The organism is Apibacter sp. wkB309, assembly GCF_002964915.1.
Lineage (GTDB): Bacteria > Bacteroidota > Bacteroidia > Flavobacteriales > Weeksellaceae > Apibacter.
In genome coordinates this window covers 37,939-62,836 of the sequence record NZ_PSZL01000005.1, presented here as the reverse complement: position 1 = coordinate 62,836, position 24,898 = coordinate 37,939, and the positions used below count along the sequence as shown (strand labels likewise).

Sequence of the window (24,898 nt, the reverse complement as noted above, 5' to 3'; positions counted from 1 at the left end):
AAATAAGAAATAATGAAAAAGTATACTTCTGTCGATGATATTACAGACCTAAACGAGATGTTAAACTTGGCTAAGAAGATTAAAGCTGCTCCTTTAGCCAACCAAGTTTTGGGAAAAAATAAAATTTTAGGGCTTTTATTTTTTAATCCGAGCTTAAGAACGCGATTAAGCACGCAAAAAGCAGCTCGCAATCTGGGTATGGATTGTATGGTTATGAATTTAAACACAGAAGGCTGGACATTAGAATTTAAAGATGGAACGGTAATGGATGGTTCTGCTTCCGAACATATAAAAGAAGCCGCTAAAGTTATATCAGTTTATTGTGATATAATAGCCATTCGAAGCTTTCCCACTTTAAAAGATAAGGAAAAAGACGAAGCGGAAACAGTCATTTCTTCTTTCGTTAAATACGCCACCGTTCCGATCATCAGTTTAGAAGGGGCTACAGAACATCCTCTACAAGCTTTGGCTGATGCGTTGACTATTGAAGAATACAAAAAAACGGAACGTCCTAAAGTAGTGTTGAGTTGGGCTCCCCACCCAAAAGCCCTTCCTCAATCTGTTTCCAATTCATTCGTGAAAATGATGAAAAAAATGGAGGTGGATTTTGTTATCACTCATCCAGAAGGATACGAATTGAACCCTGAAATTACCAAAGGTGTTCCCATTGAATATAATCAAGAAAAAGCATTTATAAATGCTGATTTTATATATGCTAAAAATTGGAGTAATTACAACGATTATGGTAAAATACTAAATGAAGACCCTCATTGGACCATCGGAAAAAGACAAATGGAATTGACAAATCACGCTAAATTCATGCATTGTTTGCCGGTACGAAGAAATATGATTGTAACTGATGATATATTGGACAGCGATGCCTCGATAGTTATACCTGAAGCAAATAATCGAACGTATTCTGCTCAAACCATTCTTACTCGAATTCTGGAAGGGCTCACATAAATATTAATTATTTGATTTTTGGTAAAAAACAGGTATTTAACTAATTACTAACAAACAACCCAATAAGTTGAATATGGAAAAGAAAAAATTAACCGTTATAAAAATAGGAGGAAATGTAATTGATAATCAAAAAGTCCTTACTCAATTTTTACAAGATTTTTCTAAATTGGAAACACCGAAAATTTTAGTCCACGGAGGGGGAAAAGCAGCTACAAGATTAGCGGGTAAATTGGGAGTTGAATCGATCATGATTGAAGGACGAAGAGTAACCAACGAAGAAATGCTAGATGTGGCAATAATGACGTATGCAGGGCTTTGCAATAAAAAAATTGTTGCTCAACTTCAAAGTTCACAAACTTCTGCTATCGGGCTAACCGGTGCCGATGGAAATTCTATTGTTTCGAAAAGGAGAGAAAATAGCACCTATGATTATGGATATGTAGGGGATATCATTGAAATTAACTCCGAATGGATTAAATTTTTACTCGATACCGATACGATTCCTGTATTCTGTGCAATTACCCACGATAAAAAAGGTCAGCTGCTTAACACGAATGCTGATTCCATTGCACAATCTCTGGCTGTGGGTCTATCCGCTTTTTATGAAACCACTTTATTGTATTGTTTTGAAAAAAAGGGTGTTTTACAAGATATTGAAGACGAAAATAGTATTATTGAAACAATAAATTACAGTTCCTATCAACAATTAAAAAAGGATAATATTATTCACTCGGGTATGATCCCAAAACTTGATAATTGTTTTGAAGCATTGAAACAGGGAGTTACAAATATTATTATTTCTAACCCTGAAATAATTAACAACTTTAATCATTCTCATACTTGTATTACCTTATAATTAAGTCTTATGAAAACCATTGAACAACTAACATATGAGGCAATTGATCTGTTAAAAAAATTAATTGCAACGCCCTCATTTTCCGGAGAAGAACATCATACCGCTTTATTGATCGAAGCTTGGTTCAGACATCATTCAATTCCTTATGAAAGAGAGAATAATAATATATGGGCATATAATAAATATGTGGATGAAAGCATACCTTATTTACTGCTGAATTCTCATCAAGATACTGTTTTTCCTAACAAAGACTATACTCATAATCCTTTTGATGCCATTGAAAAAGAGGGTAAAATATTCGGTTTAGGTTCGAATGATGCCGGAGGTTGTTTAGTATCTCTTTTAGCCACATTTACTTATTTTTATTTACATAAGAATATGAAATATAATTTAATTATGGTGGCTTCCGCTGAAGAAGAAAATAGTGGAAAAAAAGGTCTAAACAGTGTGTTGGCTCACTTGCCACCATTGGAATGTGCTATTATAGGTGAACCTACTCAAATGCAACTTGCCATTGCTGAAAAAGGCTTGCTTGTTTTAGACGTTCTCATAAAAGGAACTGCCAGTCACGCAGCTCATAATAATCCCGATAATTCCATTTATAATGCTTTTGAGGTAATTGAATGGTTTAAAAATTTCTCATTTGAAAAAATATCAGAAGTTTTAGGACCTATGAAAATGACAGTTTCTCAAATTGAAGCAGGTAAACAACACAATCTTGTACCTGAAGAGTGTCGCTTGGTGGTAGATATCCGTGTGAATGATTGTTATACAAACGAAGAGATACTATCAATAGTAAAGAAAAATTTATCATCTGAAAGGGTGATAATTACTCCCCGATCATTGAAACTTAAATCTTCTTCCATTCCCAAAACTCATCCGTTGGTTATATCCGGTATAGCTTTGGGGAGAGAAACTTATGGGTCTCCTACCCTTTCAGATCAAGCCGTCTTACAATGCCCTTCTTTAAAAATGGGGCCGGGAAATTCTTTACGATCTCACACTTCCGATGAGTATATTTTTAGGGAGGAAATTGTAGAAGCAATTCCTCTGTATATAGAATTATTAAATCAAACGATCTTATAAAAGATAATTGAAACTTTTAAATTTTAAAAAATGAAACTTTGGGAAAAAGGTATACCGACTGATCAGAGAATTGATTTATTTACCGTAGGTAATGATCGAGAATTAGATATTGTTTTAGCTAAATATGACGTATTAGGTTCTTTAGCTCAAACTAAAATGTTGTATCAAGTAGGGCTTATTACGGAAAATGAAAAAAAAGAGTTATTACAAGCATTAAATGAAATTCTCACAGATATAGAAAATAATACTTTTAAAATTGAAGAGAATTTTGAAGATGTTCATTCTAAAATAGAATTTTTACTTACTGAAAAAGTGGGCGATGCCGGTAAAAAGATTCATACGGCTCGTTCCCGCAATGATCAGGTTTTAGTTGATATGAACTTATATCTGAAAGATGAATTAAAAATGATTAAAAATCAAACTCGTAAACTTTTTGATCTTCTACTGGTTCTTGCAGAAAAAAATAAAAACATTTTATTGCCCGGATATACGCATTTTCAAATAGCTATGCCCTCTTCCTTCGGAATGTGGTTTTCTGCATATGCTGAAAGTTTGATTGATGATGTAATTTTACTTAATGCAGCTTTAAAAATAGTCGATCAAAACCCTTTAGGATCAGCAGCGGGATATGGTAGTTCTTTTCCTATAGATCGAACGTTTACTACTCGGGAATTGGATTTTAAAACATTAAAATTTAATTCCGTTGCCGCACAAATGAGTCGAGGCAAATCGGAAAAAAGCACGGCATATGCTCTTAGCAGCTTGGCCGGCACTTTATCCAAGTTAGCAATGGATGTAACTTTATATTTAAGTCAAAATTTTAACTTTCTTTCACTTCCCACCCATTTGACAACGGGTTCCAGCATTATGCCTCATAAAAAAAATCCCGATGTTTTTGAATTGATACGAGGAAAATGCAATAAAATACAAGCTTTACCTTATGAGTTGACTTTGATAACCAATAATCTTCCTAGTGGATATCATAGAGATTTACAGTTATTAAAAGAAGGAATTATTCCGGGAATACAAAATTGTAAGGCATGTTTAGAAATGGCTCATTATTCCCTTCAAGATATACAAGTTAATAAAAATATCCTCGATGATCCTAAATACGATTATTTATTTACCGTAGATGCTCTCAATGAATTGGTAGCAGAGGGAATTCCGTTTCGTGATGCTTATAAAATGATCGGTCAACAGGTGGAACTGGGAACGTTTCAATCTCCTAAAAAAACTACTCATACGCATGAAGGAAGCATAAACAATTTGTGTTTAGAGGAAATTAAAAAGAAAATGGATGATTATTGGATGGATTAATACATCCTATATACGAGTAAAATCAAAGTTAAAAAAGATACACTTGTCCATAAGATAACACCCAAAAGTAAAGGCTTTATACCGATTTTTTTTAAGGTTTGTAAACTTAATCCTGCTCCTATTAAAAATAAGGTTACGGTTAGTCCTCGTTTAGCAGCCAGAACCAACTCATGGTCGATAATACTAAATACAGGAAAGTATTGGGGTAAATAGGTATTACTTATCATGGCTGCAATAAATAAAAATATAAAGTAAGGTAGTTTTATTTTTTTATGTATATTTTCCTTATTTTCTTTAAAAGTCAATATAATCAGAAAAGATAAGGGAATGATCCATAAGGCTCTTTCCAGCTTAACCATCGTCGCAATTTCTAAGGCTCTTGAACCATAGTGCTGTGCAGCGCCAACAACAGAACTTGTATCATGTATAGCCAACGCAGACCAATATCCGAATTGTTCTTGTGAAAGGTGTATTAGATGTCCTATTGCCGGAAATACAAATAAAGCAATGGAATTTAAAATAAAAATAGTCGCTAAAGACAGGCTTGTTTCTTCTTCATCTGCATGGATAAGCGGAGCAATGGCAGCAATAGCACTTCCTCCACATATGGCGGTTCCTGATGATATCAATAAGGTTATTTTCCTGTCAATTTTAAAAAATTTTCCTATCAATATTCCCATGAATAAGGTAAGAAAAATTGATCCAACCGTTAATAATAATCCTTCTTTACCAACTTGTATTGCTGTATTTAAATTCATCCCAAATCCCAATCCTATAACAGAAAGTTGAAGAAGATAGCGCGTTATTTTTTTAGTATAGGCGGGATAAGGATTACCAAAACTAAAGGAAAATAACATTCCCATCAATAACGCTAGAGGGGTGTCTATAGATACAACCAGGCAAAGTAACCCTAAAAGAATAAAAATTATTTTTTTTACCCGATCATTGGCGACTAATTTTTTCTTGGTTGTTGCTTGATTCATTGTACAAATATCCTTTAATGAATACAAATCTGCCAATGAAAAAATGTTATTCCTTATAACGAAGGGTTATAATGTGAAGTAGCAAATTTTATAAAAACATCTGAATTTCCTTCGGGAACTCCTTGCTTATAAACAAAATAAAACCAGCGTTTTATATTTATTCCTTCTATATCAATTATTTGAAATTCTCCTTTTTTTATATCTTTAGCTACTGCTGCTATGGATATAAAACCTATACTGTTGGTATGGGTAAGGTAGGATTTGATGCCTTCTGTACTTCCTAAATGCATAGCAATGTTCAGATCTTTAAGCTGTATATTGACGGCTTGAAAAGCATCTCGTATAATATCCAAACTTCCTGAGCCTAATTCTCTCAAAACTAGGGGTACTTTTTTCAATTCATCTAAAGTCAAAATTTCTTTTTTTGAAATTTCCTGTGAGGTGTGTGCAATGGCAACAATTTCATCTTTTAAAAAAGGAAGGTATTTAAGTTGCATGTTTTTGGGTTTGCCTTCAACCATTCCTAACTCAATTTTTTTCTCAATCAGATATTTTTCAATTTCTTCTGTATTTGCGGTTATAAGAGACATTTTAATTTTCGGATGTTTGGAATGAAATTGAGACATCAAGGCCGGAAGTAAATATTGGCCTAAAGTAGTACTTGCTCCTAGTTGAAAAGTTCCTGAAAAATTATCTTTTAGTAAATCAAAATCATATCGTATTTGTTTATAGATATTCATGATTTTTTCTGAATGGATCAATAATATTTTACCGGCATCGGTAAGCTCTATTTTATTTCCTTTTCGAAGAAATAGGGTTAAATCATATTCGGTTTCCAACTCCTTTATATTTTTAGTCACTGCAGGTTGTGAAATATATAATTCCTCGGCAGCTTTGGTAAAACTTAAATTTTTAGCTACAACATAAAATATTTTCAATCGAAAATCAGACATTATAATTTTTATTATTTCTTGCTAAGTAAATTACTATAAATATTTTATTAAATCATACAATTATTGATTTATTGAAAAAAATATGAACCTATTCAAATTAACTTTTATCCTTCGATCCTGTTTTTCAACACAAATGTAAATGTATATATATGGAATAATTTTTGTTTTGGATGGGTATTAAACAATGTTAATTTTAAATAGACCTAAAAAACCAAATTATGAAACAATTAAAAAAAATTTTATGGGCTTTTGCATTAATGGGTACGCTGAGCTTTTCTTTGACATCATGCAAAAATGAGCCTAAAGATTCAGATTTAGTTACCAAGGCAAAATCCGTTATTCCTGAAGGAGTTACTATTGATGTTAAAAAAGGGGTGGCTACACTTACCGGAGAGTATAACGATAATGACGCTAAACAATCAACTGAAAATGCTGTTAAAGCAATACCGGGTATCAAATCTGTTGAAGATAATGCAACGGTTAAATCAGAATCAGGTGATGTAGTGGTTTCTGTGGATTCCGTATTAAAATCTAAAGTAAATGATATTTTAAAAGGGTATACCGGAGTTACAGCAGATATAAATGATGGTGTGGTAACTCTTAATGGTGAATTAAATAGAAGCGAATTGCCTCGACTTATGCAAGCAATTAATACGCTGCAACCTAAAAAAATTGAACAAAAATTATTACTAAAATAGAAGTATGGCTTTACAAGATAAATACGCAGATTTAATAAATAAGGCGAAAAGTCTGGGAACAACCAATCTTTCTGTTAAAGAACAAAATAATGTTCTTTATATTGATGGAGAGGTTCCGAATGGAGAGTCTAAAGATCAATTGTGGGCTGCTTATAATAAAATTGATCCTGATTTCAGATCCGCTGATTTAATTTTAAATATTAATGTATCACCTAATGCTCCTTCTTCTAAATATAAAGTAACCACTCAAAGTTCTAATTTAAACATTAGAAAAGGACCGGGTACGGATCAACCTATTTTAGGAAAAGCTGCACATCAATCTACGGTAACTTTTCTGAGCAAATATAATGACGATTGGTATTTAATACGATCTGAAGATGGAACCGAAGGATATTGTAATACTGAATATTTAACAGCTATATAAAATTATTATACTTAAATATTTTTTGAGGGGCTTGAATTAATTTTCTTGCCCTTTTTTTATCTAATTAAATATACCGGAATCACATTGATATTTTTTTTAAGATTGCTTTACCTGTTTATACTATGACTTTTTAAAAAACATTTAAATTTTTTGTTTATTGTTGCATCTACAAAAATTTAGATAGAATTATAGATTCTTAGGATTGATTTTTGCTAGTATCTTATCTAATATTTTTATTTAAACTGTTTTTATTTTTTTGTGTATAATTTTATTTTTTATTTACTATTGCCTTTGAATTTTGATCAACGGAGAACTAGTATTATTTTAATACCGATATATTAAATGAATTTATTCGAAAAGCAATTTCAAGATATTATACATTATTTGCAGTTTGATGATTATTCTTTAGTTTTAAAGAGAATTATTGACTTAACGTTAGATACGGAAGAGGTATCTTTTTATAAGAAAACAAGTGATTTACTTCAATGGGTTGATTATAATGAATCCAATGAAAAAGGAAAAAAGGAAAAATATTCTGTCATCTTAAATGAACTTTATCAATTTCTTTCTAAAAAAGAAATTCATGAACCGAAAAAACTTCTTGAAGCCGAAAAAGTTAAAAAATCATACAGTAAATCTGCTTTTTCTTTAGGCCCTATAAGCTTAAAAATTTCCGAAGGAGAAATTATTGGTTTAGTGGGAGAAAATGGAAATGGTAAAACTTCTTTGCTTAGACTTTTATGTGGAGAATTGGAAGTGACTGAAGGGAAAATATCTTATACGCTGGATTTTAAAGATCGATATGAGTTAAGAACTAAGTTGATTTATATTCCTCAAAGGCCGAATATATGGTACGGTTCTATATTAGATAATCTTCAATTTACTGCATCTTCTTATAATATTAAGGGAGAAGAAAACGAATTAATGGTTGATTTGATTACCTCCAGAATGGGATTGCGAAACTATCGGAAAATGAATTGGGCTAATCTTTCTTCAGGATATAAAATGAGATTTGAATTAGCCCGAATGTTACTTAGAAAACCTAAACTTTTACTGATTGATGAGCCTTTAGCTAATTTAGATATTCTTTCTCAACAAACGGTATTGGAAGATTTTAAAGCAATAGCAAAATCTCCATTCAGACCTTTGGGTATCGTTGTAAGCTCTCAGCAATTGTATGAAGTGGAAAAAAATTCCGATCAAGTGCTATTCTTAAAACATGGGGAACAAAAAAATATAAAAAATGAGAGTTCTGATAAAAAAGAATTGCCTGAATTGATTATTGAGTTTGAATCGGAATGGCCTCAGGAAAAACTTTATGCTTCTTTATCTAAAATCTCTTTACTAAAATTACAATATAATGGAGGTTCTTATATTGCGCATTTTCCTGATACTACGTCGGTGAATAATTTTTTAACTCTTTGTATTGAGGATCAGATACCCATTAAGTATTTTAGAAATATATCTGATTCAACTCGTAGATTTTTTATTTAATTCTTTTAAAAATCCGTGATCATGTTTACAAAAACACAAAAACGTTTGCTAGAAAATTACCCTATTTTATGGAACACAAAATTTGTTCCGATGGGTATAACAGTTCTATTTATTAATATTTTTTTCTTTATTACGGGTTATTTTTCCGGAGCTATTAATTTTTATGAAACGGATTATGATTTAAATAGCACCACTGTCATCTATCTTATTTCAGTTTTAGCTAGTTTATTAATTCTCATTATATGGTTAGTATTTTATTTAAAGAATAATGGCTTTAAGTCCTTTTACCCCAAACAATCCAATGCTCTATATGTGGAATGGGTGTTGACTTTTATCTTACTCATCGGCAATCAATTATATCCTTACAGTTATTATCAGGGTATTACATATAAAGAAAGAGCCTTTGCTTCAAAACAACAAATCTATGAAGCTAAAAAAATATTGAATCAAATTCAAGTAGTAATACCTGATTCGTATAATTATTATCAATTCAATCCTATCGAGAAAACTATTGATTCTTTAGAAAAAGATCCTGATTCAACTCCCATGCACTTATCTCTTCTTAATTTTTATCCATATAATAAGGAGATTGAACAGGTTAAAAATTGGTTAATTAACGAACAAAAAGATAGCATAAGAAATTTAATTCGGGAATATTTAGATCTTCAAAAAAAACATAATCTTTCTACCAATCTTACTGTAAACAGCTGGATGAAAATAGTTTATAATCCACCCAATTATATTGTTACTGAATCAAATTATATTAGCAATGCAAAAAATCAAAATGATGATAACATAAAAAATTATGTGGAATTTAAAAAACTCGATTTTGCTTATCAAAAAATGTTTGACGCATATAATAATGGGAATTTTTCCAATGAGTTTATTTTAATCATTTTATATATTGCTTTAAGTTTATCTATTGCAATATTATCCTTTCGTACAACAAGTGGAAAAGCCTGGTTAATCGCATTTATAACATTTGGATTACTTATTTTTATTAACGGAATTATTTCTGTTTTATTCCGTCTATTTTCTTTTGAAATTAATGAGTATAATATCACTTATTTAATAACTATTTATTGGACATTGATACTCTTATTTATGAGCATTTACATTGTACTTAAACTCTATAAAAAAAGCGCAAAGAATAAATCAACTGTACTGATAAATTTAATTTTATGGATATTACCCTATATGCCCATACTTTATTTTACAACGTTTATGATAATAATGAATGAAACCTCTTGTAGTGAATATCTGAATCATTATATTAGTACTATATACCTTTACTTTTTTAATCATTCTATCGCCTTTTTTTGGATTAATCTTATATTTGTAGTTATCATTTTATTCATTATAGCTAAAATAATAAAAAGCTGGAAAGCTTTGCCTGAAGAATAGATAAAATTAACCCTATTTTTTATTTTAAATGTACAAAAGATTCCCATTATCCTTGCGAATTTTTTTAGTGATGATCCTTGTTGAGGTCAGCACTATATTTGCTATGGGATTGATAACTTTTTATCAATATATAAGAATTGCAGAGGAATATAACAATAAAAGGCTAGAAAGAAAGGAACAATTAATTATAGAGACTTTCGATTATCTCATTTCCAATCGGAATACAAAACCGGAAGAGGTTAAAAATAAAATTGGTAATAAAATATATGAAATTTCAGATATTAATAATATCGATATAAATTTTTATTCTTTGGATGGAAAATATATTTTAGGAAATAAATTACCCAATCCTAAGACTGAATTTGTCCCTAAAGAAATCTTAAAAAATTTGAATGTAAATAACGATCGTATAGAGGTTATAAACAAGCTTCCCAATTCTGAAGAAAGTTTTACGTCCGTATACAGATATATTTACAACAATGATTATCAACCTATTACAATCATAAATTTCCCTTTTTTACATGATGAAGCATTTCTAAAAAAAGATTTTTATTCCTTATTATACAGATATTTAGTTATCATGCTTATCGTATTAATTGTAAGTGGTATTTTTTCATGGTTCTTTTCACTTACTTTAACCAGAAAAATTAAAGATATTGCTTATCGGCTTAGGGATACCGGCGCACTTACTCATAATAGACCCCTTTTATATAATTATATTGACGAAGTGAGTCCATTGGTTAAAGCTTACAATATTATGCTGAATAAATTTAGAGAGCAAACTGATGCACTGGTTAAAAAAGAAAAAGATAATGCTTGGCAGGAAATGGCGAGACAGGTGGCTCACGAAATCAAAAATCCGCTTACCCCTATGCGGCTCGAAATTCAAAGTTTTCAATTAAGATTTAATCCTGAAGATCCACAAATTCATGAAAAGTTAGATTCATTAACCCGTTCATTAATACAACAAATAGATACTATTGCCTCGATTGCCGGCGCATTTTCAGATTTTGCAAAAATGCCTGTAAAAAAGGATGAAAAGTTAAACGTAATTGAAGTTGCTAAAATTTCCTTAGAAATATTTCCATCTCAACAAATTTCACTTGATACACTTGATGAATTGGTCATTTTAAATATTGATCCTAATTTATTGAACCGCATATTAACCAATTTAATTAAAAACGCTTTTCAATCAATACCGGAAGGAAGAACTCCCCATATTATTGTAAAAATCAGACAAGACATACGAATGGTTTATTTTTCTGTTATTGATAACGGAAATGGAATTCCGGAAGAAATAAAAGGCAAAATTTTTACTCCTCAATTTTCAACTAAAACCAGTGGAAGTGGTTTAGGTTTAGCTATCATAAAAAAGCTAATTGAAGAATATAATGGGTCTATAACCTTTGTGTCTGAAGAAGGGAAAGGAACTATTTTCAAATTTGAAATTCCTAAAGGTGAATAAAATTTTTAAGTTTAAAAAATTTAATATACTTCAAAATAATTCCGTATTTAAAATAGGTACAGATAGTGTATTATTGGGTTGTTTTGCTGATATACATAATGCCTCCCACATTCTTGATATTGGTACCGGTACAGGGATACTTTCGTTAATGTGCGCGCAAAGAAATCCCATTTCTCATATTACAGCCATGGATTCTGAATACAATGCGTATTCTTTGGCCTTGGAAAATTTTAAAAATTCTTCTTTTTCTCAAAGGATCAGAGGTATCCATTGCGATTTAGACCGTTTCTTTAGTGATATATTATTTGATTATATTATTTGTAACCCTCCTTATTTTAAAATTTCCGAAGTATTACATCGTAAACATCCTGTCGCCAGGCAGCAAATAAAACTTAATTATCATCTTCTTATTAAAAAATCGGCATCATTACTATCTCAAAATGGAAAAATTGGATACATTTTTCCTATTGAAAATGAGCAAGAAATTCTTGAACTATCAAATAGATATAATTTATTTCCCAATCGCATTATATATATTTCAGGAATAAGAAACGGAAAAATTAAAAGAATTTTTCTTGAACTTAGCAGAGAAGATAAAAATCCTATAATTGAAAACTTTGTTATAGAAGAAAAAAGCCGTATTTGGTCGGAAGAATATAAAAAATTAACATCAGAGTTCTATTTATAATATCATAGAAAAGGCGTCTTTTATATGTTCAATTTGCCATATGTAATCTTTTTTTATGATGGAAATAATATCAAACCTTACATTGACATCCATTTCTTTACAAAGCACATATTCATTTGCTGCTTTAATCAATAAATTTCTTTTTAATCTGGTTACCGCCTCTATGGGATCAATTATAGTTGTATAGTTTCTAGCCTTAACTTCAACTATTACCAACTCTGAACCATTTTTAGCAATAATATCAATTTCTGCCTTATCATATTTCCAATTTCTATCTAATATTTCATATCCTATATCTAAAAGATAATAAAATGCTTTCATTTCTGCTTCTTTTCCAAATTCATTATGATAAGCCACACTATATTTTTTAGTTTATTAATTAAAATTATATTTATATGAAATACAAATATACTATATTTGAAAAAAAATCCTGTATGAGGAATACGACCCTATTATTTTTTAGTTTTTTTAGTTTCTTCATTTTTTTCTCCTGTGGAGATGAAAATTTTGAACCCTATCCTAACCATGAATTTGATAACCATAAAGGCTTATTACCTTCAGAATATATAAAAACTGAAATAGATAAAAATACGGGGAACAAAGTAACAGTAACTACTTCTATGCAATACGATAATTTGAATAGATTAATAAATATTAAATCGTCTATTTCTGATTCGATAACTAATGTTCATATGATCACTTATAATGAAAGTAATGGTAAAGTTTATACCGTTACTACTGAAAATGCCCAAGGGACCTATTTGTATTCTTATGAATATACTGAACCCGGAATTATACTTGAGCATAGAAGTTTTAAAACAAATCCTCCTCCCGGATATCCTGAAATTGAACCTTATACAAGAACCTTAGCTGTTTCGGGCGATAAATTACTAAAAATAGAAGACCCAAAAGACGCACAAACCCATCTTTTCAAATACGACAAATACGGAAATTTAATTCAATTTGATACTACTATTTATACCTATGATATCTTAAAAGGCTTGATGAACAACGTAAAAACCCCTCATTGGTTATTCGCAGCATTCGAAGGAAATTTTCCTTTCACTTATAATCTGGTTAATAATATTACCGGTGATAATAAGGGAACTGTTTATAATTATGAATATAATAAAGACTTACATCCTGATTATCCTACAAAAATTATTCTTAACAACACAGAAGAAATAATTATCAATTATATAGTTGCTAAATAAATCAAATTTTACCCTTTAAAAAATACACAAACTTTTAAATCTTAATATAATTAAAATTTATTATTGAAAGTAATAAACAATAAATTATTATTCTCAAATTTTTTGCATTAACTAACACTAAAAATGATTATATAATTACCTATGAGCTACATTTATAATGTAGCTTTTTGCATTTTATATCTACCTTATTAACTAATCTCAATTACAGTAAAACATATAAATATCCGAATACATTGCTTCAATTATTAGATTATTAAAACATATAATAGCTTAAATATTGAATCATATTTTTATCACTATTTATTTTTCTTACCCAATAAAGAATAAATTAATTATATTTGCCACTTAAATTAGATAAAATATACGATTATTTATTATTAAATTAACTTATTATTGAAAAATATAATCTTATGAATTTATTCGATAAAAAAAAAATGTTGATACCAATTTATAATGATTTCGCTATGTTTAAAGCTCCTTCTTTTTTTATTAATTATAGAATTTTTCAGAATGTAAAAAAATTAAAAACTAATATTAGCAGATTATTATCTAAATGTTATTATACTCTCAAATATAATTTATTAAACTTCTATAAATACTTGTTTTTTTCACAACTTTCCAAATTCAAAAAACAAACCTATCCATTGATTATTAAATTTTATAAATTATGCGTTTCGCAAATTAATAGAAATCAATTTATATATGCTATTTTAAGTATGAATATAATTCAATTGTATGATTATTTTGCTTTTTTTAACCACAAAATATTGAGCATCATTCCGTTATTTAAATTAGTAGATTTATTCTCTAAAAACTTAAATAATAATATTTCAATATTTGGAAATGAAATAAAAAGAAATAATTTGGATTTACTATTCATACCTTATTAAAGAATAGACCTTACACATACCAATTTATTCCAAAAAAAATATTTTATCTTAAACTTTATTTTTTTGCAATTATATAACTGTAAATCTAATCTTTAAAGATTGATTTCAAAACATCTATTTTATATTGTATTTATAAAAGGGAAGTTTATTTAAATATAATATATATTAAAAATGCCAATAATTTTATTTTTTTTTAAAGTATTTTCAAAATAACAAATATTTTGTCTAATTATAAGTTATTGTAAAATAAAAAAACTACAAAAATATTATGAACAAAAAAAATTTAAAAAAAATAATAGAACAATGCAAACACTATGAGGAATATGGAAAATTTACAGATTGTTTGACAATTTTACATCATTTAACTAATCAATACCCTAAGGTTAGTTATTTTTATTATTTAGCCCAAGTGTATTACAAAAATAAAAACCCGGATTTAACATTAAAATTTATAAATGAGGCATTACATACACAACCTAAACATAAAAAATCATGGTTCTTAATAAAAGGTGTCTTTTATGAAGATCAAGGTAAGCTTAATGAAGCCGAACAAATGTATTTAAAAGCGTTAGATATTGATTACGATCATTTCGACTCTAGAATTCAATTAATAAGCCTATATTTTTATAAATATAAAGATTATCAAGAAACAATTAAACAATGTGAGTTCGTATTCTCCTATAAAAAATTTGAATATACAAAAAAAAAAAAGTGCCGCACATCTTTTATGTGGTTGTATGCACTATGGAATCCTTTGTACAAATCCTATATTTATTCTCACCAATATAAACAAGCCATTAAAGTAATAAATCATAAAAAACAAACCATTAATTTTATGTCTGTTGAAATAAAAGAAGATTTTTTTCGTAAGGACGATAAAATTTTATTTAAACTATATTATCTTTTAAATGATAAAAAAAAATTAGACGAAATAACTTATTTATGGAAACATTATTACAAGGTGAGCGATAATTACATTAAAGGAATGAAACTAGATGCTGAACAAAACTATATTACTCATATAAATCCAAAAAATTACGACTCGGATATATTTTAGGAATGAAGTACATTATTAGACGGATACCTAAAATCTAAATTTAAATAGATACAAATTCCATTTTGTTTTATAATTCATACTATATACTTAAAGTTAAAAATTCTTAATAGAGCTCGTAAGCTTTTAAAATTTAAAGTATCACTAATTAAGATGAAGTATAAAACAGGATTTGCATACCAATTCTTTACTATAAAATATCTTAAAGCTTATTAAATATAAGCGGTTTTTATTTAATAAATTTCTTATCATAATAAACTGTAAAAAAAAGATGTTAACTATGAACTTTAAAAGTATTAAATAGTATATATTCTAAATTAATTATAATAGGATAAAATTTTTATAAACTAATAATAAATTGTATTAAATAAATATAGACTTATTAAAAGATGAGATCGTAAAATTTCCTTGAAATTCAGAAACTAAGATTTCACTATGTAAACTAGTAAATTACTCGAAAACATAATATATAAAATTATTATTTTTAAAAATATTCAAAATAAGCCTCAATGTTTTTTTTATTACAATCTAAAAACATTAATGGCTAAAAGATATATCATCTTACTACGGAATTCGATGAAATATGGGATAGCTACTAAAATATAATTATAATAAGTTTTTCATAGTAGAATTCATAAAAAAGTTGTATTAGTTTTTTTAAAAAATTATTTCAATTAATGTAATATGAAATAAACTATTTTTTAAGATCAAACATACATCACTTCCACATCATCTGAAGAAATATAAACCAATAATTTACTCACAACTTTTTTATTCATTCCAACTAAGGCTTTTTCATATAGCGAAATTTGTTTTTTATGACCGGTTAATTTTTCACCCGTTTTGAAATCAATAAGTGTTAATGAATCTTGCTGTTCTATGATTCGATCGGGACGGTAAATTTTTCCTTCATATATAATTTCACGTTCTTGATGTACAGTTATCCCTTTTGAAAAATAATCTTTTATTTGAGGATTGGATATAACTTTATGTATTATCTTTTCAATTTCTTCTTCCTGACCGATTGGAATCAATCCCGTCAAAGTTAATTTTTTAATTACCAGCGGCAGATCTTCCGGCGTATTAATTTCTGCTAAAATAGCATGTATACTATTACCGTATTGAATGTCTTCGTTCTCCTCACTATAAAATTTATGAGCCTCGGAACTTACTTTTATTTTAGAATTCCATCTTTCAGAAGTCCATTGTATTTTTTCTTCTTGAACAATATTTTTTGCGCCTTTTTCATTATTTTTATTAAAATCGGGAGCAGGATAAAGCTCAACTATTCCTTCTGCAGATTTCCCTTGCTGAATTAAAAATTCACCCAACGAACTTAATTTATCTTTTCTTTCTTCCAATAAAAATAATTGTTGTGACGCCCGTGTGGTTGCAACATATTGTATACATAATTCATCTATCTTATTTTCAAATTCTCGGGTAGTTACCACCTCTTTTATACTATCACCGGTATCATCTAAGCCTGATTTTGAAGATGTGTAAAATTTATCAAACCCATTATATAAGTCTTTATCAAGTGGAAACCAATATTCCTCTTTTCTAGAATTGCTATCGATCATAGGATAAATTACAATTGGAAATTCCAATCCTTTAGATTTATGTATAGTCATGATCTGGATGGCATTTCGATTATCGGGAAATCGTATGGATAATCCCGGGCTTTTTAATTCCCAATATTCTAAAAATTCTTGTAAACTTATAACTCCGTTCTTTTCCAACTGAACTATCATATCCAATAAGGCAGAAATATATAAATCTTCTTTCTCTCCAAATCCTAAAGAATTAATAAATTCTTCTACATAATCATAAAAGCTCAAATTATATATTTGTTGATAAGGCAAAGAAATATTCATTTTTTCTTTAAACCAATTAATAATATCGTCAAAATCCAAATCTTTTATTTTACAAATTTCTTCTGTAAAATCTTCAAATTCCGCTCTACCTATGGTAAAAAGAAGATGGAGCATTCTCACCAAGTTTTCTTTGTCTTCAGGATTGGAAATCCATTGTAAAGCATAAATAAGAGCTTGGATTTCAGGAGACGATACAACTAATAATGCTTCTTCTGTCAGAATAGGATATCCTTTTTCTGCAATTTTATCTACAATGGAAACACTATGCTTTTTATTTCTGACTAAAATAGTTATATCTTTAAAATCAAAACCATTCTGTAAAGACTCTTCAATTATTTCAACAATTCTTTCTTCTAAAAGATTTTCTTCTTTTGGAAATATAAATGATACCTGTACCCTTCCCCCTTTGGGTAAGTGGGAGATTTGCTGTGCATGGACTCCAAACAATGAAGAATATTCGGGATTATTTACTAAATAAGTAGATAAAAATTGATAATAGGTATTATTAAAATCAACAATATTGGGCAAACTTCTGAAATTATTCTGCAAAGTTTTTACATGAATGCCTTTGTCTTTTGCATTTGCTATAAGATCGATTAATATTTCAGGATTTCCCGAACGAAATCTGTAAATGGCTTGCTTGGGATCACCAACCAAAGTAATTGTATTTCCATCTGAGACTTTTGCATTATCTAACAAAGGAATTATATTATTCCATTGAAGTTGTGAGGTATCTTGAAATTCATCTATAAAGTAGTGATTGTATCTCCCTCCTAATTTTTCATATATAAAGGCTACCGGTTCTTCTTTTAAATGAGTTCCTATAATAGGATTTACATCTGATAGAAATACTACATCATTTTCTGTTTTTCGTCTGTGTAAAAATCGATTAATTTCAGATTGTAATTCAATCGTAATTAGATTTTTACGAACAGATTCATCTACTTTAATTCTAATGATTGCTTGTTTTATTTTATAAAATGCCTCAATAATTTGCGGTGCAATACCTTTTATATCTTCTTCATGACTCGATTTTGATTTTGCATATTTTTCTTCTTCACAAAAAGCTTTATAATAAGAAGAAGATAAGTTTATATTAAGTATTTTGCTCGAGTCCTGCATTTTATAAAAAAATCCGGCCATACCTCTCGCTCCTTGATAAAAATCTCCTACTTCTAAACCGCTAGATTCAAATAACGCTATAATTTCATCGGCTGTTTTTTGTATTAAGGTATAATTTTCTTGTACTCGCCTGCCTATTAACTGATTCAATTTTTTAAAATCTTCGATCTCTTTAGAAGTCAAAGAATTAATCTGTTCCAGATTCTTTTCTTTTAAAAAATTTTGTGAGGAAGTCAATAATTCCTTTCTTATATCTGTAGATGATTCGTTCTCGAATTTCCAAAATATATAATTTAAAATTACCTCAGCAAAAGGATTATCAGTTCCTAATTCATCTACTAATTCATCAATTGACTGCCTGAGATATTCCGAAGAATCCAGTTCCACCGCAAACGAATATGACAACCCCAATTCTTTGGTAAATGCCTTCATCAATCGTAAATTAAATTTATCAATGGTGCTGATGGAAAATAATGAATAATGATGTAATATGTAGGATAAGGCCCTATACGATCGCTGATGTAAAAGAGATATATCTATATTCAGTTCTTGAGATATTTGCTGTAAAACTAAATTCGATTGATAATTTTTTTCATCTGAAAAATCCTTTAACCATGTAAGTATGCGCGTTTTCATTTCATTAGCTGCTTTATTGGTAAAAGTTACTGCTACTATGGAACGCACAGACTCTACGGAATCATTTTGCAACAAGATACAAAGGAAATTTTTCACCAAAGTAAATGTTTTCCCGGCACCTGCAGATGCATTGTATATCGTATAGCTTGAACTCATTCAGATGAAAATTAAAAAAGGATTTAACAAAATTAGTTAAATCCTTAATAGTATGGAATTTTATAACTTAATAAAGCTTTTCTCTATCTTCTTTTTTGAAAAGAATAAATTAAATGGAATACTCCCGGAAGTATAAAAATACTTCCTAACATTAGTGCCCATGCTAGCATTGCAATAGTTTTATGTATATATTGGTCTTCAATTAAAGATAGACTACCATGTTTTAATATAACTAAATTAGGATAATGCCGGTAGGTTACCGCAAACAATATAGTCAATACCTGAAACCCTGCTAATACTCTTATCCAAGAATATTTTTTTTCTTTCAATGCATATAGAGTTCCAAAAACAGAAACGGTTGCTAAAATTACCGCAATCCATCCGGCTATTTCTCCAAATATCCATTGAATTAAAGGAACATGTGAAAAATAAGCACATACAAATACTAAACCTCCGGTAACCACCACTACAAATAAAAATATAGTAAGTTTTTTAGATAAATATTCACGATCATCAAAATTTTTAACTTGAGACAATGAATAGGAAACAGCCAAATATCCGCAAATACTGCAAGTGAAAACACCCAGCGCACATCCAAACGGAGTAAGCCAACTCCAAATATAAGCATTCATAAAATCGGTAGGTTCTACATCAATAGTTCCGGAAACCGTAGCTGCTGCTATTATACCTAAGAAAAAAGGTGTGATTACACTGGAATATCTAAATATTTTATTATAAACAAATTGCCAATGATCTTTAACCGCATCGTAATTTCGAAAAGAAAAGGCAGTTCCTCTAGCAATTATACCTATAAGCATTAATAGTAAAGGTATATGTAAATAGGTTGATAGCACCGAATAAATATCAGGAAACCCTACAAAAAGAATTACAATTACAATGATCAACCACATATGATTAGCTTCCCATACGGGTCCCATTTCTTCATACATAATTTTTTCAATTCTTTTTTCATTTTTTTGTTTGCTGAATAATTCTAAAATTCCAACTCCAAAATCTGCACCTCCTAATAATAAATACAAAGCGATCGCTGTCCAGAGGAAAAAAATTACTACATATAAATAAAACATACTCTACTTCTTATTAGGTTTATAATTCTTATCCGTTGCGTCATATAATATAGGAACCATTTTCATTTGCCTATATAAAAGGAAAATTACAATGGCTGATAATGAAATAAAAATAGCTGTGAATAAATAGAATGAATATGCTATTCCGGGCATAGGTGTTACGGCATCAGCCGTCCTCATTACTTTATAAATTATCCACGGTTGACGTCCAACTTCCGTTACGGTCCATCCTGCCTCCAGCGCTATATATCCCAAGGGGGTAGCTATTACAAATAATTTATAAAGCCATTTTTTTGTAAGCCAATTTTTAGTTTTGAATCTTGCCAATAAATATATAACCGCCAATATCATTAATGCCACACCTAATATAATCATGATTTGAAAGGAATAATGCGTTATTGCAACGGGCGGTCTATCGTTTTTGGGAAAATCAGTGATTCCTTTAACCGGATCTTTTACATTTCCATAAGCTAAAAAACTTAATAAACCGGGTATTTTTATAGCATAATCAACTCTTTCTTCCTTTTCATTTACAATACCTCCTAAAATAAATGAGGCCGGGGCTTCTGTATGGAAGTGTGCTTCCATGGCCGCCAACTTTTCCGGTTGTCTTCTGCTTACATCTTTCGCAGAGATATCTCCACTTAAAGGTTGAATCAAAGCTGCAATACATGCACAAGCGGCAGCAATTTTAAATGCTTTACTATGAAATTCGATATTCTTTTTCTTTAAGATCATGAAAGCATGCATACCGGCTACAGCAAATCCTGTAGCCACAAATGCGGCTATTATCATATGTAATGCCTGTGAAAACCAAGCGTCATTAAACATTGCCTTTACAGGGTCTATGTTTATATAGTTTCCGTTGACATAGTCGAACCCTGCAGGACTATTCATCCATGCATTAGCTGCTAAAACCAGTATACCTGATGACAATCCGCTAATTCCAACTAATAATCCTGTTAACCAGTGAAACCAAGGATTGAATTTATTCCAACCGTAAAGAAAGAATCCTATAGCTATAGCTTCTACGAAAAAGGCAGTACCTTCTAAAGAAAAAGGCATTCCAAAAATTGGCCCTGCATGCTTCATGAATTCAGGCCATAGCAATCCTAATTCAAATGAAAGCATGGTACCTGAAACCGCACCGGTTGCAAATAATATTGCGATTCCTTTACTCCAAGCCTTTGTTAGGCCTTTGTATACTTCATCTCCGGTCTTTAAATATTTATAATGTGAAATTGCCATAAAGAAAGGCATAACCATACCTATACATGAAAATATGATATGGAATCCTAATGAAACTGCCATCTGCGATCGAGCAGCAATAAAATCATTCATCGAAAAAACAAATTAAAGGGTGCAAATTTATAATAATTCTTAACTTTTAAAATCATTTAATAAAAAGTTTTACTATAAGTCATGATTTATTTTATCATTATATAACAATAATTTAATTAAGATATTTATATAATTATATTTTTTTAGCATAATTATTATAGTTGCTTTCACTTATTATAAAAAACAACACATATTTATTATTGTTAAACAAATCATTATTTTTTATTAAAAAATTATGCCGAAAATTAATTTTAAAAATTTTCTCAATCAACCATAATATAATTATATGAAAGACCCCTTGTTATAATTAAAATTTAAGTCGTATTTAAGCAAGACAGTACATTATTATACCATTAATTAAACATAGAAAATTAAATTAGTAATTTTGTAACTATGGACAAATTAACTAAAGAGCAAAGACGAAGAAATATGCAAGCTGTAAAATCAACAGGCTCAAAAATTGAGAATAGCCTGGCAAAAGCTTTATTTGCTCGTGGTTATCGTTATCGTAAAAATGATAAATCCGTGTTTGGAAAACCGGATCTAACATTTAAAAAATATAAAATAGCCATATTTGTAGATAGTGAATTTTGGCACGGAAAGGATTGGGATAAACACAAACATGATCACAAATCTAATCAAGAGTTTTGGCATAAAAAAATTGAAAGAAACATAGAGAGGGATAAAGAAGTTAATAAAGAATTAAAAAAACAAGGCTGGAAAGTTCTTCGTTTTTGGGGAGATCAAATTAATAAAAATTTGTTATTTTGTGTCTCTGAAATAGAGAACGTCGTAAATTATTCAAAAATGAATTTTCAAAAAAAAATATCGTTGGAAGAAATTAACGGAAAAAATGTAAAAATTTGCTTATTTGAACCGGAATCTAATCGAGAGGCGATATTAACACATTATATTCATAATAGTACTAATAATATCTCTAAATTATACAAGAAAGAAGCTATTGAGACTACTAAAAATATTCTGCAAGTAAAATATCCTGAAGAAACGATCACAAACAAAGTAGCTGAAAAAGCATTACAGTATGGTATATTTAATACTTTAAATGTACCATTTTTACCGATCAACAAGCCAAAATTCAAATTTATAGATTTATTTGCCGGAATCGGTGGTTTTAGACTAGCACTCCAAAATTTGGGAGGAAAATGTGTATTTACAAGCGAATGGGATAAATCCGCTCAACGAACATACAAAGCTAACTTTGGAGAAGTTCCATTTGGAGATATAACAAAAGCAGAAATTAAAGCATATATTCCGGATAAATTTGACATTCTGTGTGCCGGTTTTCCATGTCAAGCTTTTTCAATAGCAGGAAAAAGAGGTGGGTTTGAAGATACAAGAGGTACACTTTTCTTTGATGTTGCTGAAATAATCAAAACAAAACAACCAAAAGCTTTCTTTCTTGAAAATGTTAAAGGGCTTCGCAACCACGATAAGGGAAAGACTTTAAAGACAATACTTAACGTTTTACGTGAGGATTTAGGTTATTATGTACCTGAACCACAAATTGTAAATGCTAAAAATTTTGGAGTTCCTCAAAATAGAGAACGTATTTATATTGTTGGTTTCCATCCGGACTTAAAAATAAATAATTTTACGTACCCTGCTACAACTGATGAAACTAAAACATTTGCAGATGTAAAAGAAGAGAACGTCGTTCCCACAAAATTTTATTTGTCTACTCAATACTTGCAAACATTGAAAGACCATAAAGCAAGACATAAAGGCAAAGGTAACGGTTTTGGTTATGAAATTATTCCGGATGATGGTATTGCAAATGCAATTGTCGTGGGGGGGATGGGCAGAGAACGTAATTTAGTTATTGATGATAGAATAACCGATTTTACTCCGACTACTAAGATAAAGGGAGAAGTTAATCGCGAAGGCATCCGAAAAATGACCCCCAGAGAGTGGGCAAGACTACAGGGGTTTCCTGACAACTATCTTATTCCGGTGGCAGATGCTTCCGCTTATAAACAATTCGGTAATTCTGTTGCTATACCTGCAATTCAAGCAACTGCACGTGAAATTTTATTAAAATTGAAGATAAAATGCTAACAGGTAATAAAGGAGAATGGAGTGAAATATATACACTTCTCAAAATTATTGGTGATGGAAAACTTTATGCAGGAGATAAAAATTTAAATAGAATTGAGCGACTTATATTTCCAATAGTTAAAGTCTTACGTACTGAAACTAATGGAACTTATGAATTTTCATATAAAGACACACTAGTTTTAATAAAATACGGATTGGAAGAATTTAAAATTCCAATTATTGAATTTCATAAAAAAGCATCTAGTTTATTATCATATTTAAAAAATGCTGCCGGTTCTTCATTTTCTCATGAAGAAACAGAGGAATTTATTAATAATTTTAAATGTCGTTCAATTAAAGCCAGCTCTTCCGTTAAAAGTGACATACAAATCATTATTCATGATATGAATACCGGAACTCAGCCTGTATTAGGATTTAGCATTAAGTCTCAACTTGGTGGTGCGTCTACTTTGTTAAATGCAGGAAAAACGACAAATTTTATTTATAAAATAACAAATACCTCTCTTTCTGATAATGATATAAAAGTTATCAATTCAATTTCTTCCAGAAGTAAAATTATGGATAGAATAAACGCTATTATAAAGAAAAATGGAATTTTAGAATTTCAACATCCTGAAAATCGCACATTTGACAACAATTTAAAATTAATTGATACTTCTTTACCTACTTTGTTAAGTGATATGTTACTTTTATATTATACTACAAAAATTAACAATGTAAAAGAATTAGTTGATAAAATTTCAAAACTTAATCCATTAAAATTTGATATTTTATCAAAACATCCTTATTACTCTTATAAAATTAAACGTTTTCTTAATGATATTGCATTAGGTATGGTGCCTTCTAAAGTTTGGACAGGAACTTTTGATGCTACCGGAGGCTACTTAATTGTAAAAGATAATGGAGACATTTTATGTTATCATATATATAATAGAAATGAATTCGAAGATTATTTATTAAATAATACTAAATTAGAAACAGCAAGTAGTTCAAGACATGGCTTTGGATTTATTTATAAACATGATAAAGATCTATTATTTAATTTAAATTTACAAATTAGATTTTTAAAATAATTTACCTTATTATATTTATTTCGCTACCTATATAAATTAACCT

The 24,898-nt window shown here is 29.3% G+C and carries 20 protein-coding genes; 14 read left to right on the top strand and 6 right to left on the bottom strand.

What is annotated here, in order from left to right; genetic code table 11:
• Positions 1–12 precede the first annotated feature (12 nt).
• The 4 genes from C4S75_RS04575 to argH all read left to right on the top strand — a co-directional run bounded on the left by C4S75_RS04575 (position 13) and on the right by argH (position 4,222).
• Entirely contained in the window at positions 13–963 is a 951-nt protein-coding gene (locus C4S75_RS04575) for an N-acetylornithine carbamoyltransferase (RefSeq protein WP_105297148.1), read from the top strand.
• A 73-nt stretch (positions 964–1,036) separates the two neighbouring features.
• Positions 1,037–1,819, top strand: coding sequence for an acetylglutamate kinase (gene argB / locus C4S75_RS04570; RefSeq protein WP_105297147.1), 783 nt, complete (start codon positions 1,037–1,039; stop codon positions 1,817–1,819).
• Between the two features lie 9 nt (positions 1,820–1,828).
• Complete coding sequence (locus C4S75_RS04565) at positions 1,829–2,905, top strand: M20 family metallo-hydrolase (protein ID WP_105297146.1); 1,077 nt, start codon at positions 1,829–1,831, stop codon at positions 2,903–2,905.
• Between the two features lie 30 nt (positions 2,906–2,935).
• Positions 2,936–4,222: an argininosuccinate lyase gene (argH, locus tag C4S75_RS04560; protein ID WP_105297145.1), complete on the top strand. Its 1,287-nt coding sequence runs from the start codon at positions 2,936–2,938 to the stop codon at positions 4,220–4,222.
• Here argH and C4S75_RS04555 read toward each other — a convergent pair.
• Both C4S75_RS04555 and C4S75_RS04550 read right to left on the bottom strand, forming a co-directional pair.
• A complete protein-coding gene (locus tag C4S75_RS04555; RefSeq protein ID WP_105297144.1) occupies positions 4,219–5,205 on the bottom strand; it encodes a YeiH family protein in 987 nt (328 codons plus the stop codon). The two genes, argH and C4S75_RS04555, sit on opposite strands and share 4 nt — an antisense overlap.
• A gap of 53 nt (positions 5,206–5,258) precedes the next feature.
• On the bottom strand, positions 5,259–6,158 hold the full coding sequence (locus tag C4S75_RS04550; protein ID WP_105297143.1) for a LysR family transcriptional regulator: 900 nt from the start codon (positions 6,156–6,158) through the stop codon (positions 5,259–5,261).
• Positions 6,159–6,376: 218 nt separating this feature from the next.
• On the opposite strand from C4S75_RS04550, the gene C4S75_RS04545 reads away from it, so the two are divergent.
• The 6 genes from C4S75_RS04545 (at position 6,377) to C4S75_RS04520 (ending at position 12,331) form a co-directional block, all read left to right on the top strand.
• Complete coding sequence (locus C4S75_RS04545) at positions 6,377–6,856, top strand: BON domain-containing protein (protein WP_105297142.1); 480 nt, start codon at positions 6,377–6,379, stop codon at positions 6,854–6,856.
• Positions 6,857–6,860: 4 nt separating this feature from the next.
• Positions 6,861–7,280, top strand: coding sequence for an SH3 domain-containing protein (locus C4S75_RS04540; RefSeq protein ID WP_105297141.1), 420 nt, complete (start codon positions 6,861–6,863; stop codon positions 7,278–7,280).
• A 342-nt stretch (positions 7,281–7,622) separates the two neighbouring features.
• Positions 7,623–8,774: an ATP-binding cassette domain-containing protein gene (locus C4S75_RS04535; RefSeq protein WP_105297140.1), complete on the top strand. Its 1,152-nt coding sequence runs from the start codon at positions 7,623–7,625 to the stop codon at positions 8,772–8,774.
• 21 nt (positions 8,775–8,795) lie between these two features.
• Positions 8,796–10,178 carry a hypothetical protein gene (locus tag C4S75_RS04530; RefSeq protein ID WP_105297139.1) on the top strand — a complete coding sequence of 461 codons (1,383 nt, stop codon included), beginning with the start codon at positions 8,796–8,798 and terminating at the stop codon, positions 10,176–10,178.
• 28 nt (positions 10,179–10,206) lie between these two features.
• Positions 10,207–11,643 carry a HAMP domain-containing sensor histidine kinase gene (locus tag C4S75_RS04525; protein ID WP_105297138.1) on the top strand — a complete coding sequence of 479 codons (1,437 nt, stop codon included), beginning with the start codon at positions 10,207–10,209 and terminating at the stop codon, positions 11,641–11,643.
• On the top strand, positions 11,636–12,331 hold the full coding sequence (locus C4S75_RS04520; protein WP_158254207.1) for a tRNA1(Val) (adenine(37)-N6)-methyltransferase: 696 nt from the start codon (positions 11,636–11,638) through the stop codon (positions 12,329–12,331). Before C4S75_RS04525 ends, C4S75_RS04520 begins: the two co-directional genes overlap by 8 nt.
• Here C4S75_RS04520 and C4S75_RS04515 read toward each other — a convergent pair.
• Complete coding sequence (locus tag C4S75_RS04515) at positions 12,326–12,688, bottom strand: YraN family protein (protein ID WP_105297136.1); 363 nt, start codon at positions 12,686–12,688, stop codon at positions 12,326–12,328. The two genes, C4S75_RS04520 and C4S75_RS04515, sit on opposite strands and share 6 nt — an antisense overlap.
• A gap of 38 nt (positions 12,689–12,726) precedes the next feature.
• Between C4S75_RS04515 and C4S75_RS04510 the strand changes: the two genes are divergently transcribed.
• A complete protein-coding gene (locus C4S75_RS04510; protein ID WP_105297135.1) occupies positions 12,727–13,545 on the top strand; it encodes a hypothetical protein in 819 nt (272 codons plus the stop codon).
• A 1,158-nt stretch (positions 13,546–14,703) separates the two neighbouring features.
• Positions 14,704–15,492 (top strand): M48 family metallopeptidase, encoded by a 789-nt coding sequence (locus tag C4S75_RS04500; RefSeq protein ID WP_105297133.1) that lies wholly within the window; start codon positions 14,704–14,706, stop codon positions 15,490–15,492.
• Positions 15,493–16,196: 704 nt separating this feature from the next.
• On the opposite strand, the gene C4S75_RS04495 is transcribed toward C4S75_RS04500, so the two are convergent.
• The 3 genes from C4S75_RS04495 to C4S75_RS04485 all read right to left on the bottom strand — a co-directional run bounded on the left by C4S75_RS04495 (position 16,197) and on the right by C4S75_RS04485 (position 21,706).
• Positions 16,197–19,277, bottom strand: coding sequence for an exodeoxyribonuclease V subunit beta (locus C4S75_RS04495; RefSeq protein WP_105297132.1), 3,081 nt, complete (start codon positions 19,275–19,277; stop codon positions 16,197–16,199).
• Positions 19,278–19,360: 83 nt separating this feature from the next.
• Positions 19,361–20,365: a cytochrome d ubiquinol oxidase subunit II gene (locus tag C4S75_RS04490; RefSeq protein WP_105297131.1), complete on the bottom strand. Its 1,005-nt coding sequence runs from the start codon at positions 20,363–20,365 to the stop codon at positions 19,361–19,363.
• A gap of 3 nt (positions 20,366–20,368) precedes the next feature.
• The gene (locus C4S75_RS04485; RefSeq protein ID WP_105297130.1) at positions 20,369–21,706 is read right to left on the bottom strand and encodes a cytochrome ubiquinol oxidase subunit I; all 1,338 of its coding nucleotides are present in this window, start codon (positions 21,704–21,706) and stop codon (positions 20,369–20,371) included.
• Between the two features lie 393 nt (positions 21,707–22,099).
• Here C4S75_RS04485 and vsr point away from each other — a divergent pair, with 393 nt between their 5' ends.
• Together vsr and C4S75_RS04475 are read left to right on the top strand one after the other, a co-directional pair.
• Entirely contained in the window at positions 22,100–23,782 is a 1,683-nt protein-coding gene (vsr, locus tag C4S75_RS04480) for a DNA mismatch endonuclease Vsr (protein ID WP_105297129.1), read from the top strand.
• Positions 23,776–24,855 carry an HpaII family restriction endonuclease gene (locus C4S75_RS04475; RefSeq protein WP_105297128.1) on the top strand — a complete coding sequence of 360 codons (1,080 nt, stop codon included), beginning with the start codon at positions 23,776–23,778 and terminating at the stop codon, positions 24,853–24,855. The genes vsr and C4S75_RS04475 overlap by 7 nt, the downstream gene beginning before the upstream one ends.
• Positions 24,856–24,898: the final 43 nt, after the last annotated feature.

Bases quoted from the DNA above. Each gene is read 5' to 3' on its own strand.
- C4S75_RS04485 (WP_105297130.1), bottom strand. From the start codon at position 21,706: ATGAATGATTTTATTGCTGCTCGATCGCAGATGGCAGTTTCATTAGGA.
- C4S75_RS04490 (WP_105297131.1), bottom strand. From the start codon at position 20,365: ATGTTTTATTTATATGTAGTAATTTTTTTCCTCTGGACAGCGATCGCT.
- C4S75_RS04555 (WP_105297144.1), bottom strand. From the start codon at position 5,205: ATGAATCAAGCAACAACCAAGAAAAAATTAGTCGCCAATGATCGGGTA.
- C4S75_RS04500 (WP_105297133.1), top strand. From the start codon at position 14,704: ATGAACAAAAAAAATTTAAAAAAAATAATAGAACAATGCAAACACTAT.
- C4S75_RS04550 (WP_105297143.1), bottom strand. From the start codon at position 6,158: ATGTCTGATTTTCGATTGAAAATATTTTATGTTGTAGCTAAAAATTTA.
- vsr (WP_105297129.1), top strand. From the start codon at position 22,100: ATGGACAAATTAACTAAAGAGCAAAGACGAAGAAATATGCAAGCTGTA.
- C4S75_RS04540 (WP_105297141.1), top strand. From the start codon at position 6,861: ATGGCTTTACAAGATAAATACGCAGATTTAATAAATAAGGCGAAAAGT.
- C4S75_RS04530 (WP_105297139.1), top strand. From the start codon at position 8,796: ATGTTTACAAAAACACAAAAACGTTTGCTAGAAAATTACCCTATTTTA.
- C4S75_RS04575 (WP_105297148.1), top strand. From the start codon at position 13: ATGAAAAAGTATACTTCTGTCGATGATATTACAGACCTAAACGAGATG.
- C4S75_RS04535 (WP_105297140.1), top strand. From the start codon at position 7,623: ATGAATTTATTCGAAAAGCAATTTCAAGATATTATACATTATTTGCAG.
- argB (WP_105297147.1), top strand. From the start codon at position 1,037: ATGGAAAAGAAAAAATTAACCGTTATAAAAATAGGAGGAAATGTAATT.
- C4S75_RS04545 (WP_105297142.1), top strand. From the start codon at position 6,377: ATGAAACAATTAAAAAAAATTTTATGGGCTTTTGCATTAATGGGTACG.
- argH (WP_105297145.1), top strand. From the start codon at position 2,936: ATGAAACTTTGGGAAAAAGGTATACCGACTGATCAGAGAATTGATTTA.
- C4S75_RS04495 (WP_105297132.1), bottom strand. From the start codon at position 19,277: ATGAGTTCAAGCTATACGATATACAATGCATCTGCAGGTGCCGGGAAA.
- C4S75_RS04525 (WP_105297138.1), top strand. From the start codon at position 10,207: ATGTACAAAAGATTCCCATTATCCTTGCGAATTTTTTTAGTGATGATC.
- C4S75_RS04510 (WP_105297135.1), top strand. From the start codon at position 12,727: ATGAAATACAAATATACTATATTTGAAAAAAAATCCTGTATGAGGAAT.
- C4S75_RS04475 (WP_105297128.1), top strand. From the start codon at position 23,776: ATGCTAACAGGTAATAAAGGAGAATGGAGTGAAATATATACACTTCTC.
- C4S75_RS04565 (WP_105297146.1), top strand. From the start codon at position 1,829: ATGAAAACCATTGAACAACTAACATATGAGGCAATTGATCTGTTAAAA.